This window comes from Exiguobacterium sp. ERU653 (assembly GCF_018617775.1).
Classification (GTDB): Bacteria; Bacillota; Bacilli; order Exiguobacteriales; family Exiguobacteriaceae; genus Exiguobacterium; species Exiguobacterium marinum.
The window spans coordinates 79,916-94,276 of sequence record NZ_JACSKV010000003.1 but is presented as its reverse complement, the minus strand read 5'-3'; the positions used below and the strand labels follow the sequence as shown (position 1 = coordinate 94,276).

The following is a 14,361-nucleotide window of genomic DNA, read 5'->3' as shown; positions in this document are numbered from 1 at the left end:
GTAGAATGGATGTTGTAAGCGCTTATGAGAAGGAGGGGGCATGAAACGGTTACTGATATTCATCCTATTTATGTGTTGGATGCCGCATGCGAATGCGGAAGGAGCATCGATTCCGGTGACTGAACCGATTGTTATCGAATCGAATAACAGTTTTGATGGGGCTGGAAAAACGTATACGAGTTGTGGTCATCCCGCTTTTATTATAAAAGGAACGGGTGCAGTGCTTGAACGTGTGTCGATTCAGCAGTGCGAGGGTGATGAGGCACCGGCGATTCACGTATCTGGTCTTGGACATCAGCTACTCGATGTGTCGATTGAGTCTTCAGGTACCGGTCTGTTGATTGAAGATAGTTACGGTGTTCGTGTCATACGAACTGCTGTGTATGGGAACGGCCAGGCGGATGGAGTCGCACTTCTAAATAGCGAAGCGGCAGAATTAAAAGGAGTCGTTGTCAAAGGTGTGCGAGATGGGATTTACATAGAAAACGGGTCCCAGCACACGATTGTTCGACCGGTTATTTCCTATTCTCGATATGGCATTCATTTGATGTTTCCGACCGACCTTGTGATTTCGGTACCGGAACTACATCATAACTTGACAGGTGCGATGATTATGGGAACGAATCGGGTCGTTTTCAAAAATGGGAATGTGCACGACCAATTCGGCGGAACGGCGACGGGATTGATGTTATATGAGGCCGTCGACACAACAATTGAGATGACGAATATTTACGGAAATCATATCGGTTTATATGCGGAGCAGTCAGAAGGAACGATTCTTGAACGGAATGCGATCAATGGAAACGATATTGGATTTCAATTGAAACAAGCAACAGGGATGATGATTCTTCAAAATAATCTACTAGGGAATCGTGAATCGGTGACAATGGTCGAGTCATATGAAAATATTGTGCAAGGTAATGTTTGGGATGGTACGACACTTGACCTAGACCGTGACGGTTATAGTGAGATTCCATTTCGTACCGATCCGTATTTATTTTTATTAACGGATTCATATGAGGCATTTGAATTATTGTACGGGTCACCGGGTCTTCTTCTACTAGAAAACATACTGAGAAGCCCGGAAGACTTATCTTTGACAGATATTACGCCACAAACCTATTCCGCGACGTGGCAATGGAACGGTTCGATTTGGAGCTTAGGGAGTATCATTTTATTCATCATGATTTGGATAATTGGGAGGAAAAGACATGAAATCGTATAAACAAGTAGCAGGATTATTATCAGTAGCAGGACTATCTTTAGCACTCGGTGCATGTTCAAGTGCATCGGCAGAACCGTTTGATATCAAATGGGGCGAAACCGAATGTGAAGTATGTAAAATGAAAATTATGGATGAGCAGTTTGCAGCGGAAGCGATCATGGAAAATGAAAAAGGATATGCATTTGATGACATCGGTTGTCTCATGCGAGATTGGTATCCTGAACAAAAAGAAGAAGACATCGCTGCAATGTATGTGAAGGACTTCAATACGAAAGATTGGGTCGAATTAGACGAAGCGATGTTTGTTTACGACAAAGAGTCAAAAACACCGATGGCTTATAATATTCTCTCGTTCGCAAAAGAGGCAGACGCTGAAGCCTATATGGAAGACAATGGCGGCGAAATGATGGACTTTGATCAATTAAAAGATCATACGTGGGAACGCGGCGAGATGAAGATGATGATGGACGGCGAAGGTTCGATGGACCATAATCATGATGGTGATACGGAAATGGACATGGAAATGGAAGAAGAAGGGCAGTAAACGATGTCGTTATGGAGAATGGAATGGGCACGCACCCTACGGCAACGAGAAAATTACGTTTTCTTATTCACATGGGTTCTCACGCTCGTTCTACTAGGGGGGCTTGGACAAGCATTACCGGTTGCTGCGAACTATACGAATATAAGCGCAACGCTCATCACGGTGCTCGGTTTGTTGCTCCCTCTTTTTATTTTATTGACGACGGCACTCCATTGGGGGCAAGAGCGGGAGTCGAAGCGACTGAACTTGCTGTCAACGTTCACCTATCCGAAGTGGAAGCTGATTTTCGTTCGGTTCAGCACTTTTTTGGTCACGCAAGTACTCATTCTATTATTGGCATTCCTCATTGCCTCGCTCGTGGTCGGGCAATCGATTCAGACATGGATGATTCTGCTTTCCTATGCGATTGGATTGACGATCTATGCTGCAGCGCTCGGTACGTTACTTGGGTTAGTGGGACGTACGCGGATTCGGGCGATATTGCTTGCTTTTTTAACGTGGGTCCTCCTCATATTACTTTGGCCGACAATTCTCGTGACCATCATTTCCTGGCTCCCTTACGGCATGCAAGTGAACGGGATGATCGTTATGTTGTTTATGAATGGATTTGATTTGATGCGAATTTGGGCCAGTACAGCGGCGTCATCATCAGACGTTTTTGGAGATGTCTATCTTGATCTATTGAGTTGGATGAATCGACCGATTGGGTATGCAGTGGTTTGGGCGACCTTACTTACGATGAGTGGCTTCTTACTATGGCTTGCTTCGATATTGGTTTGGAGGAAAACGTCATGATTAACTGTGTAGACGTAGGCAAAAAGTATGGTAATACATGGTCGCTCCATCCTATTCGTGAAGAAATTAATCCGGGGCGAATTGTTGCATTATGCGGGAGCAACGGAGCTGGGAAATCGACGCTTTTGAATCTAATGAACGGTACGATTGAACCGAGCACCGGGATCATTCAATTGAACGGCTATACAATCAAACAACGGACGAAATATAATCAAAACTTTGGATACATGCCGGACGATTTCTCATTTGACGGCGCATGGACAGTTGAAGAGACGTTTGCTTATTATTCTTTTTTGCAAGGGGCACGCCCGATTCCTAAAATTCTTGAGCGGGTCGGATTGTATGAACATAAGCAAAAGCGCGTCGCCGAACTCTCGAAAGGGATGCGCCAACGGCTCCTGCTGTCTCAAGCACTTGTGAGCGAACCGGATATTCTTTTACTAGATGAGCCGACGAATGGCCTAGACCCCATTTGGATGCATACACTCGGAGACATATTACGACAGGAAGCCGAGCGAGGGGCGACCATCGTGTTTTCAACGCATCAGTTGGACGTTGCTGCTATGTTGTCAGACGAAGTCTGGATGATGCGAGCAGGTTCTGTTTGTGGGAAGGTATATGTTCAAGAAGAACAGGCCGCATACGAACGACTGAGAGAATTCTTTTTCGAATCGAAAGATGACACTTGTCAAATAGACGTGGCTCGCACAAAATAATAGACAGTTGAAGTGGTGCTCGGAACCTTCCGACGCCACTATTTTTTTGGGGAGATGGAATGGATGAGAAAAAATGTGACGGTTGCTCTTTTGTTGGCAACCTTTTTAGCGGCAATTGAAGGAACGGTCGTATCAGTTGCGACACCGGTTATCGCTAGCGAATTGAACGGAGCGACGCTCGTCAGTTGGGTGTTTGCTGCCTTTTTACTATTTACAGCGGTATCGACACCGATTTATGGGAAAGTAGCAGATTTGTTCGGGCGTAAACGTGTCTTGTTGTTTGGAATCGGATTATTTACACTATCCTCATTATTGTGTGGACTGGCGACATCGATGGAACAATTGATCGTCTTTCGAGCACTGCAAGGTTTGGGGGCTGGTGCGGTACTCCCGATTTCGATGACGATTATCGGTGATTTATATAAATATGAAGAGCGTGGAAAGATTCAAGGGATTTTAAGCGCGGTTTGGGGGGTATCGGGTGTACTCGGTCCCGTTATCGGCGGATTTTTAGTTGAAACGTTATCATGGCGTTACGTATTCTTATTGAACGTGCCGTTTGCCTTACTCTCATTCATCATGATTATCATCTTTTATAAAGAGAACGTCACCGAGACGAGTGAACGAATCGATTTGAAAGGGGCCCTTTTGTTTGCTAGTGGAACTACCGCATTTTTATATGCCCTCATCACGTTCAGTGAAACGAATGAATGGACGACGACGATCGTCGGAAGTGGAATGTTAAGTATCGTTTTGTTAGGTAGTTTCTTCTTATCGGAACGAAAAGCAAAATCTCCCTTGTTGCCGCTTGACTTGTTAAAGCAGCCAACGATTGCCGCAATCAACGGTTCGGTCTTCTTTGCAGCCTGGGTACTCGTCTCCATGTCAGCCTATATTCCAATCTGGGCACAAGCTGTTTTGGGCAAGACGGCGACAGAGGCCGGATTTATGCTGATGCCATTATCTGTTGCGTGGACATTCACGTCGATTATCGGTGGACGGACACTCGGTGTGGCTTCTCCGAGACGGCGTGCCATGATTGGAATGGGGTTACTCGTCATCGGGACACTCACGTTAACGCTATTGTCACAGTCTAGTTCGGACGTGTGGGTATATAGTGCAGTGGCGTTGATTGGTGTCGGATTTGGATTGTCCCAGCCGATGTTTATCGTCGTCCTGCAAACCGTCGTCTCGTATCAACAACGCGGAACGGCGACTGCGACCAATTCATTTTTAAGTACAGTCGGTCAAACGCTCGGTGTCGCTGTGTTTGGGGCGGTTTTCAATTTTGTCGTTCTTAACGACTTTAAAGAAAGCAGCTCGTTATCCAAAGTGTCTTTGGAAGATTTCTTTAATCAACGTGTGACGGAGACGCTAAGCGCCTCTGTCCGTCTGCAAGGTGAACAAATCATCGCGACCGGATTGAACAGTATATTTATCGGGGCGATGGTCGCCGCAATCATCGCGTTTATCATTGCGTCCCGATTACCAACGCACCGACCTGAACCTTCACAACATTCTTAAAACAAGGGTATGATGAAGGAAAGGGAGGCGAACCGACATGAAACGTCAAATCGGGGTTGTGACACTATTATTTCTTATAGGATGTACGCCAGAATCGACAAATGAGGGCTCGGAACAACCGCCTACAGAAGAATCGGTAGAGACTACGGATGAATCGAGCATCGCTGAAGAGTCGGACCTTAACATTGGAGAAGTGACACCAATCGTTGAAAACTTGGACATCCCTTGGTCAATCGCTCGTACACCGGACGGATGGTTCGTATCGGAACGTGGCGGAACGATCACCGTGATCGATGATTCGGGTCGCGCGACGCAATCTGCAGTGAACTTGAAGGAAGACGTATTTGAGATTGGTGAAGGGGGACTCCTTGGCATCGCGTTAAGTGACGATTTTGAATCGAGCGGAATCCTTTACGCGTATCACACATACGGCTCGTCAGGAAGAGACGTGCAGAATCGTGTAGTGGAATTGACGTGGGACGGGGAACGTTTCGAAGAGACAGACGTCGTGCTTGACGAGATTCCAGGGGCACGCTTCCACAATGGAGGGCGTCTGCTAATCGATGGTGAGTATCTTTGGGTGACGACGGGCGATGCGCTCGTGCCAGAACTTGCTCAAGACGAGTCATCTTTGGCAGGGAAGATTTTACGAATTCCATTATCGGGTGAAGGCGAACCGACCGACTGGATCTATTCGCTTGGTCATCGGAATCCACAAGGGCTGAGTCGGATTGACGACGTTCTCTATGCGAGCGAGCATGGAGCGAGTGGACATGACGAGGTCAACGTGATTGAAGAAGGGAACAATTATGGCTGGCCCATCATTGAAGGAAACGAGCAACAAGAAGGTCTTGTCACGCCATGGTTTGAAGTCGGTGAGACGTCTTGGGCGCCGTCTGGTATTGCGACAGATGAACGATATGTATATATGGCGACACTTCGGAACGAGCGTCTCGTCGCCATCAACCGAGAGACGAAACAAGTGACGACGATTGTCGAAGGGGTAGGGCGGATTCGCGATGTATGGTTAGACGACGATACGTTGTATTTTATTTCGAATAATACGGACGGACGCGGCAATCCACAATCGCAAGACGACAAACTTTATCAAGTGACCATTCGATAGAAACTGACGAATCCGTCAGTTTCTATTTTTTCATTGTCTCTTCTGGAATGAAAGGTATAATTAAACATGTATTTTGGGAAAAGAAGGAGAAATTAGATGAAACATTCAAACTTGGTACATAAACGAGAAAACTTATACTTCTCATTATTAGTCGCAGCAAGCGTACTCGTCTTGATTTTAGGAATCGTACTGACGATTGCATCATTCGGTCTTTTCTTGTGGATCATTGGGACGATCTTAGCACTCTCGATGTTTACACACTGGATTCAGATTGGGTATATTCGGACGAACGGTGTCAAAGTGACGGCACGGCAGTTCACAGAGCTTCATGAGCTGGTTCAACGCGTCGGGGCTGAGATGGGTATTCGTTTGTTGCCAGATGTGTATATCTTACAGGCCGGTGGCGTGTTAAATGCTTTCGCCACACGATTCTTCCAAAAGAATATGGTCATTTTATATTCTGACGTCGTGGAATTGACACGTACTGGACAGACGAAAGAAGTCGAATTCGTCATCGCGCACGAGTTGGCACACATTCGCCGAAACCATGTCCAAAAACAATGGGTGGTCTTACTCGGTAGTATCATTCCGTTCTTAGGTTCGGCATACTCACGCGCATGTGAATACACGTGTGACCGGATGGCAGCTCATTATCTTCAAGATTTTGGAGCGGCGAAACGAGCGTTGACAGTACTCGCAATCGGGGGACCGCTCGCTAAAGAAGTGAATGAGTTTGACTATCTATACGAAGCAAGCCGAGAAAATGGGTTCATTGCGAAGTATAGTGAATTGTTGTCGACACATCCGACGTTACCGAAACGCATCGCAGCGATTGCGACACATGCCGGTGAAGAAAACGTACCGATGTTCAAGACGGCGGGATATGTGAAGGCGTCTATCATTACAGCGATTCTCTTAACTGTCATCGGAAATGGGGCAATCATTGCGTTCCTCGTCATGAATGATGATTTATCTGACATTGTCGCATCGGCTATGAGTGAGGATATTGAAAATGACTGGGCGACGGAACAGGAAGAACCAATTCAAGAATTGACGTATGCCAATGCCAGTTATGAGGATATTGAAGCTGAACTCGCGAACGGGGCTGACGTGAACATCCAAGACGAGTATGGAGACACGCCGCTCCATAACCTGTTCTACAACGATGACGTTGATCCAGAAACGGTCCGACTTTTGCTTGAAAATGGTGCAGATGTCACGATTGAAAACGAAGACGGCATGAAACCGATTGACGTGGCAAGAGACTGGGGACATGGTCCTCGAATCATTGAATTGATGGAATCGCATCAATAAAGAATTGATCCTTGTTTCGAAAGAGACAAGGGTCTTTTTTTATGATTATTGCAAACGTTTGCATAGCGCGTGATATACTGATGAGGTAGGAGGGATATCGGTGAGTAGTATTCGTACAAAGTTAACGGGAATGATTGCGTTGACCATCATCGTACCGGTCATCGTGGCGACCATCATTTCATTTTGGTATGTAGAGGACCGAGAGCGTGAACGTGGTCTCGAGATGACCGAATGGTCGCTTGAGCGGGGGACGCGTCAGATGGAACGATACATCTCTGACTTGAGTAGGCTGCCGACAAGTTTATATGCAGATCGTGATGTATTAGACATATTGGAATATGGACCAGGTCTATCACTCAGGCAAACAGAGATTGAAGTGAGGCGGGCACTTCTTGCGATGTATCTTTCGCGGGAAGATGTGGCCCAAATTCAGTTGTTAATGCTTGAAGACATGGACTCATTTGCAGCCTATAAAATGAAGGTATCGCCACGTTCGAAAAAAGAACCGAGCGCTGTCCAACAACAGCTATTGGACAATTCGAAAAGTCGTGTATTGCTGGAAGCTTCACATCCGCTGATTCCCTATCATGACTTTGGACCAATCATGACACAAGAAGACGTCGTCACCCTCCATTTCAGACTCGATAAAATTGAAACGGATGAGCCACTTGCCATTCTGTCGCTTGATATCCCAGAAGACTCGTTTATCGGACAGTTGGCTTCTCTTCAAAACAGTCCGGACGAAAGTTTATGGTTCGTCGGTGAGGACAGTCGCGTGTTTGCCCATCTTGGAGATGGAGAGATTCCATCTTCGTTTCAACCGACATCGGTGTCGAACGATGGGAAACATCACCAAATCACAAAAACGTTTGAGTTCGACCATCAGCAATTCTACGTAGGCAAATCGATTCCGGATCAGCTATTGACTGAGCCGGCTTCACGAACGTCATTCATTATCTTACTTGTCGGAATCATCTCGCTCATCTTGGCTTTGATTGGAGCGACATATGCCTCGATGAAACTGACGACTCCAATCAAGACGTTGACCTCGAACATTTGGCGAATCGAGCAGGGGGATATGACCGTATCGTTCGATTCCCTCGGAAATGATGAATTCGGTGTCCTCGGTAGACAGTTCAAACGGATGATTGAACGAATCGATGATTTGATTCAACGGGAGTATAAGCTTGCCCTAGAGAATCGAACGAATGAACTACGTGCCTTACAGGCGCAAACCAATCCGCATTTCTTATTCAATGCGTTACAGTCCATCGGAACGTTAGCTTTAAAAGGGGATGGCAAGACCGTCTATCGATTGATCACACAACTCTCTTCGATGATGCGATATACGATGCATCCAGAGGAATCGATGGTTTCTCTAAAGAGAGAAATCGAGCATTTGAACTCATACATTCGACTGCAAGACGTACGCTTTCCGAATCAGTTTCAAGTGACAGTCGACGTCTCAGAAGAACTACATGAACTCATTGTCCCCAAAATGATTTTACAGCCATTGGCGGAGAACTTTTTCAAACATGGGTTCGAGCGGGACGGGTCTGCTTTAGCGAATCGATTTGACGTGATGATTTGGATGGAAGGCGCGACACTCGTGATTCGCTGTGAGAACAGCGGACGTTCGTTGACGACCGAGGAATGGGAACGGGTCATGTCACGAATCGAACAAGACGATTCGACATTTTATGACACAGAAGGAACAGGATTACGAAACATTCGCGATCGACTCATGTTAAACTATAATCGGGAGGCAGAATTTATGTTGGCTACACCTGAAACAGGCGGTTTTCGAATTATGATGCGTTTCCCCGCTTCTTCTGAGGGGGTGGCGTTATGACGAAAGTGTTGATTGTAGATGATGAATCTCCGGTAAGGGAAGCGGTGAAATTACTCGGTGAATGGGAACGATTCGGTGTGACGAAAGTACTCGAGGCAACGGACGGGCGTGAAGCACAGACGCTCATCGAGCAAGAGCGTCCTGCCCTTATTTTATCGGATATTCAAATGCCTCATTGTGACGGCATCGAGCTGATGGAGTGGGTACACGACCACGCTTCATTTTCTAAGCTTGTCGTGTTGACAGGATACGATGAATATTCATACATGCGACGGGCCATCCAATATGGTAGCTTTGACTATTTGTTGAAACCGATTGATCCTGACGTATTGAATGATACGTTGGCACGCGCGTTAGCGGACGTGGTGACTGAATCGAGTGAAGACCCGATTGCCCAAATCGGAACGTTCATTGAACAGCATTTTTCGGAAGAACTGAGTTTACAAGGTATGAGTGAACGATTTTACTTAAGTCGAGAGTATATCTCGAGACGTTTTAAACAGCAATATGGCGTGAACTTGTCTGAATATGTGTTGACGATTCGGATGAACGAAGCGAAGCTCCTGTTAGAATCGAGTAGACAACGTATTTATGAAGTCGCCCAAGCAGTCGGTTTTTCGGATGATAAGTATTTCCGGAAGGTCTTTAAAAAACAAGTCGGTGTTACTCCGAACGAATTTCGGGAACAGGTTCAACGACAAGCTTAAAGGAGGAATTCAAACATGAGTGTACACATTGGAGCTCAAGAAGGACAAATTGCAGAAACGGTACTACTTCCAGGGGATCCGCTTCGCGCCAAGTATATCGCGGAAACGTTTTTAGAAGACGTCGAATTATATAATGAAGTTCGTGGCATGTACGGTTTTACGGGAACATACAAAGGGAAGCGTATCTCGGTTCAAGGTACAGGGATGGGTGTGCCTTCGATGTCGATTTACGTGAACGAACTCATCATGTCGTACGGTGCTAAAAACTTGATCCGTGTCGGAACAGCGGGCGGAATTCAAGAAGACGTTAAAGTGCGTGATGTTGTCATTGCGATGAGCGCATCAAGTGAGATGGGTCAAAACCGTGTCCGCTTCAACGGAATGGACTATGCGCCAACAGCGACGTTCGACCTCCTACATCGCGCATATATGAATGCAGAGAAGGCGGGCATCCCGGTCAAAGTCGGACAAATCTTCACAGCTGACCAATTCTACCAAGACGATTTCCATCACTTCAAGAAATGGGCAGACTTCGGGTGCCTCGCCATCGAAATGGAGGCAGCAGGTCTTTACACACTTGCAGCGAAACACAAAGTGAACGCGTTGACGATCCTCACGATCTCTGACCACTTGTTGACGGGTGAAGAGACGACATCAGAAGAGCGTCAGTCGACGTTCGATGAAATGATTCGTGTCGCTCTCGACACAGCCGTCGAAGTGACAAACTAAGCGATTTTCCCTATAGCCAATGGCTGTAGGGATTTTTTGTGTCCAAACCCACTCATCCCTATGAAACGTACGGAGCTCCAGCTAGACTAAGGGTAAGATCACGAGAAAGAGGAATTGTCTGATGAAAACTCCATCGCGTTTTATATTATATGCAATTGTATTTTTTGCTTTTTTTGATTTGTTCGCCCAACTTCCGATTATGAGTACATTTGCGGTATCCGTTGGGGCATCTTCGTTTATCGCTGGTTTTTCTATTGCTATTTATTCGTTGACGAACACGTTTGGAAATATATTATCTGGTATATGGACTGACAGGAATGGTCCATATCGCGTTTTAGTTCTCGGTTTATTTTTGACGAGCTTCAGTTTATTGACTTATCAGTTCGTCGACTCAGCATCTATGTTGCTGTTTGTAAGGTTTGTTCACGGCTTTATGGCCGGGCTCATCGTCCCGGCAGCGTTTACGCTGTCTGCGAACGTCACCGCGACGAATCGTCAAGGGAAGAAAGTTGCAATCACCGGTAGTTTTGTTGGTCTAGCGGCCATCGTCGGTCCAGCCTTTAGTGGGATTGTTGCAAGTATGACGTCACCCCCGACCGTTTTTCTATTCGTCTCTTTATTCGGTTGGATAATTCTGTTCTTGACGGTCATCACGATGCGTCGCGGTCAAATGATAGATGTGAAGACAAAAACAGATGACGAACCGGTGAAAGCTGATTCTAGAGTGATTCGGGCCTATTGGGGGGCTTTCTTCCTCATGTTTTCACAAGGGGCGCTCGCTTTTTTATTGCCGCTCCATGTGCAAGCGCTCGGATACGATTCGCGATTGAGTGGGACGTTACTCAGTATGTTCGGTGTGGTCGCCGTCCTATTCTTTTTATTACCAACGAACCGACTGTTCGATCGCTTTTCCCCGACTAAATTGAGCGCACTCGGGGTGGCCATCATCGGGACGAGTCAGCTGCTCATTGGACAAGCAAGTGTACAATCTGGCCTTTACGGGGTACTTGCCTTATATGGAGTCGGATTTGCAATCTTATTTCCGGCAATCAACACATTGTTGATTCAATCAACATCCCCACAAAATCGGGGAAAAGCGTACGGGGCATTTTATGCATTTTTCTCTCTCGGAACGGTGGCGGGATCGTCGTTTTTAAGTGCGCTTTCTCTTTCGGTCATCCAGCAGTTTACGCTGACCGGAGTAATTTTATGGGGAGCGAGTCTTCTCTTTATGATGAGTTCTCTAAAAAGAGGGCGAATGTTTTGACACGATGACTTTAATTCATTAATCTATACATATGATTAAATGTTTAAACCTTTAAACGTTTATAGGGGATTGAAAGATGTTCGATGGATGAAAGCGATTTCTTAGATTCACTCTTCATTGGATGATAAGATGAAATAAATGTGATAAATCATAAGGAGGAAAGTTTATGCTGGCACCGATTGAACAGTTGACGATTGATGAGCTTGTCCAGAAACAACGCCGCTTCTTTAAAACTCAGGCGACGAAATCAATGGCATTCCGTTTGAGCATGCTGACGTTTTTAAAGGAATCGATCAAGCACTATGAACCGGACTTGTTAGAAGCTCTGCGCGAAGACTTGAACAAATCAGAGATGGATGCGTATACGACAGAAATCGGATTTATTTACGATGAGATTTCACGAACGAAACGAGAATTAAAACGGTGGATGCGTCCGAAACGTGTCCGTGGAACAGCCATCCATCTTGGGATGAAGAGCGAGATACGTTATGAGCCGTACGGTACGGTATTAATTATCGCTCCTTGGAATTATCCCTTCCAATTGGCTGTTGCTCCACTCATCGGCGCAATCGCCGCAGGGAACACCGCCGTTGTCAAACCTTCAGAGTTGACGCCTAACGTCGCTCGTATCTTGACACAGGTGTTAGAGCGCGCCTTTACCGATCGCTATGTAGCAAGTGTCGAAGGTGATAAGGACACGGCTCAAGAATTATTGGATCAAAAATGGGATTACATTTTCTTCACAGGTTCTACGCAAGTTGGTCGGATCGTCAATAAATCAGCAGCGGAACATCTGACACCGGTCACACTAGAACTCGGTGGGAAATCACCTGTTATCGTTCATGGAGATGCGAACGTCTCGATTGCAGCGAAACGTGTCGCATGGGGGAAATGGATGAATGCCGGTCAAACATGTGTCGCACCAGACTATGTGCTCGTGCATGAATCACAACAGGAAGCTTTCTTAGAAGCCGTTAAACAAGAAGCGTTTGCGATGTTCGGGAATGGTGTCGGGACAAAACGATACACGCGCATCGTCAATGAAGCACACTTCGACCGTCTGTCCCACTACTTGACGGAGGGTGACCTTATTTTCGGTGGTGAAACGAGTCAAGATGAACTAAAAATTGCGCCTACTGTCATGACGAATCTTCATGAAGATGCTGATGTGATGAAAGACGAGATCTTTGGTCCAATCTTACCGGTCATTCCGTACCGTCAACTTGATGAAGTAATCGAGTTCATTTCTGACCGACCGCATCCTCTTGCTCTCTATCTCTTTACGGAATCGAAAGACGTGGAAAAAACAGTTATGAAACATCTTTCCTTTGGCGGAGGGTGCGTGAACGATGTCATCATGCACTTGACGAATCCGAACCTTCCGTTTGGCGGAGTCGGCGAGAGCGGGATGGGGGCTTATCACGGTCGAACGAGTTTTGAAACGTTCAGTCACGCCAAATCGATTTTAAAGAATACGACAAAATTCGATTTACCGGTCCGGTATCCGAACTTCAAACCGGCAGAAAAATTGATTCGGTTGATTCAGCGTTAAACAAGCAGAGAGATTCGGGAGAATAGCCGAATCTCTTTTTTAAAGATTGTTTGAAATGTCACATACTTTTACGATTCTTCCTGTCACACTCTTGTATAATAAAGTCATAAATGGAACGGACGAATGAAATGTGGAGGGAGCAACGACTTATGTCAATGCAATGTGGAACGACTCAGCCGAACAGTTTTGTATTTTCAGATGAAACGAAACAACTGTTTCTTGAAATGATGACGATTCAGCATCATCCAAAAGCAAGTATCGTGTGTTGGGAAGGCGAGAAGTGTGATAAGTTCTTTTACTTAAAGAGTGGTTCTGTTAAATTTACGAAAATCACAAAAAAAGGAAATCCACTCGTCATGTTCATGTATGGACCAGATGATTTCTTCGGTGAGTTCGATATCGTGGAAACTTTCCCGAGTTCATACAGTATCGAGACGACAGAAGAAAGTACAATTGGAACGATTTCGAAACGTGAGCTAGAATCACTGATGCAACGCGATATTCGGTTTGCTGGAGAAATTTTACGCTGGACATCGATGATGCGGAAGCACTCGGAAATGAAAGTCCGCGACTTATTATTGTACGGAAAGCCAGGGGCGCTGGGCTCGACATTACTGCGGATGGCGGCCATGCATGGTGTAGAGGAAGAAGATACCATTGTGATTCCTCGTCATCCGTCCGATGGAGAACTGGGGCAATTGATTGGAGCTCCGCGCGAGACGGTGAACCGTTTGATCAGCCAGTGGCGAAAAGACGGAGTTATCAGTACAACAGCAAAATCGATCGTTATTCACGATGTTGATTTTTTGAAAGAGCTTTGTCACTGCGAGGGTTGTCCTGCTGGAATATGTCGTTTGTAAACCACCTCATGTGTAGGTGGTTTTTTTGTGGACTCCTTTTTAAAAATGTGAATTTTGTGTGTTGAAACTACGCAAAATTGATGTGATTGTCACTTTTGAAGTGATAAATGTCACATATTATCACCTGAGCGATTGCGTACAATAAAGGTG

At 45.9% G+C, this 14,361-nt stretch carries 13 protein-coding genes; all 13 read left to right on the top strand.

Annotation, left to right across the window (positions count from 1 at the left end):
- Positions 1–40: 40 nt before the first annotated feature.
- The 13 genes from KNO95_RS11945 to KNO95_RS11885 all read left to right on the top strand — a co-directional run bounded on the left by KNO95_RS11945 (position 41) and on the right by KNO95_RS11885 (position 14,211).
- Positions 41–1,225 (top strand): NosD domain-containing protein, encoded by a 1,185-nt coding sequence (locus KNO95_RS11945; protein ID WP_026826791.1) that lies wholly within the window; start codon positions 41–43, stop codon positions 1,223–1,225.
- Entirely contained in the window at positions 1,212–1,769 is a 558-nt protein-coding gene (locus tag KNO95_RS11940) for a nitrous oxide reductase accessory protein NosL (RefSeq protein ID WP_026826790.1), read from the top strand. The genes KNO95_RS11945 and KNO95_RS11940 overlap by 14 nt, the downstream gene beginning before the upstream one ends.
- A 3-nt stretch (positions 1,770–1,772) precedes the next feature.
- Positions 1,773–2,564 (top strand): membrane protein, encoded by a 792-nt coding sequence (locus KNO95_RS11935; protein ID WP_026826789.1) that lies wholly within the window; start codon positions 1,773–1,775, stop codon positions 2,562–2,564.
- The gene (locus KNO95_RS11930) at positions 2,561–3,280 is read left to right on the top strand and encodes an ABC transporter ATP-binding protein (protein ID WP_026826788.1); all 720 of its coding nucleotides are present in this window, start codon (positions 2,561–2,563) and stop codon (positions 3,278–3,280) included. Before KNO95_RS11935 ends, KNO95_RS11930 begins: the two co-directional genes overlap by 4 nt.
- Positions 3,281–3,343: 63 nt before the next feature.
- Positions 3,344–4,804 carry an MDR family MFS transporter gene (locus KNO95_RS11925; protein WP_026826787.1) on the top strand — a complete coding sequence of 487 codons (1,461 nt, stop codon included), beginning with the start codon at positions 3,344–3,346 and terminating at the stop codon, positions 4,802–4,804.
- Positions 4,805–4,841: 37 nt separating this feature from the next.
- Entirely contained in the window at positions 4,842–5,930 is a 1,089-nt protein-coding gene (locus KNO95_RS11920) for a PQQ-dependent sugar dehydrogenase (RefSeq protein WP_026826786.1), read from the top strand.
- A gap of 96 nt (positions 5,931–6,026) precedes the next feature.
- Positions 6,027–7,244: a M48 family metallopeptidase gene (locus KNO95_RS11915; protein ID WP_051545999.1), complete on the top strand. Its 1,218-nt coding sequence runs from the start codon at positions 6,027–6,029 to the stop codon at positions 7,242–7,244.
- Positions 7,245–7,344: 100 nt separating this feature from the next.
- Positions 7,345–9,096 carry a sensor histidine kinase gene (locus KNO95_RS11910; RefSeq protein ID WP_026826785.1) on the top strand — a complete coding sequence of 584 codons (1,752 nt, stop codon included), beginning with the start codon at positions 7,345–7,347 and terminating at the stop codon, positions 9,094–9,096.
- Positions 9,093–9,803 (top strand): response regulator transcription factor, encoded by a 711-nt coding sequence (locus KNO95_RS11905; protein ID WP_026826784.1) that lies wholly within the window; start codon positions 9,093–9,095, stop codon positions 9,801–9,803. Before KNO95_RS11910 ends, KNO95_RS11905 begins: the two co-directional genes overlap by 4 nt.
- Before the next feature lie 15 nt (positions 9,804–9,818).
- Entirely contained in the window at positions 9,819–10,532 is a 714-nt protein-coding gene (deoD, locus tag KNO95_RS11900) for a purine-nucleoside phosphorylase (protein ID WP_015880817.1), read from the top strand.
- A 121-nt stretch (positions 10,533–10,653) separates the two neighbouring features.
- On the top strand, positions 10,654–11,799 hold the full coding sequence (locus KNO95_RS11895; protein ID WP_026826783.1) for an MFS transporter: 1,146 nt from the start codon (positions 10,654–10,656) through the stop codon (positions 11,797–11,799).
- 166 nt (positions 11,800–11,965) lie between these two features.
- Entirely contained in the window at positions 11,966–13,351 is a 1,386-nt protein-coding gene (locus KNO95_RS11890) for an aldehyde dehydrogenase (RefSeq protein ID WP_051545998.1), read from the top strand.
- 149 nt (positions 13,352–13,500) lie between these two features.
- Positions 13,501–14,211, top strand: coding sequence for a Crp/Fnr family transcriptional regulator (locus tag KNO95_RS11885; protein ID WP_214879094.1), 711 nt, complete (start codon positions 13,501–13,503; stop codon positions 14,209–14,211).
- Positions 14,212–14,361 lie beyond the last annotated feature (150 nt).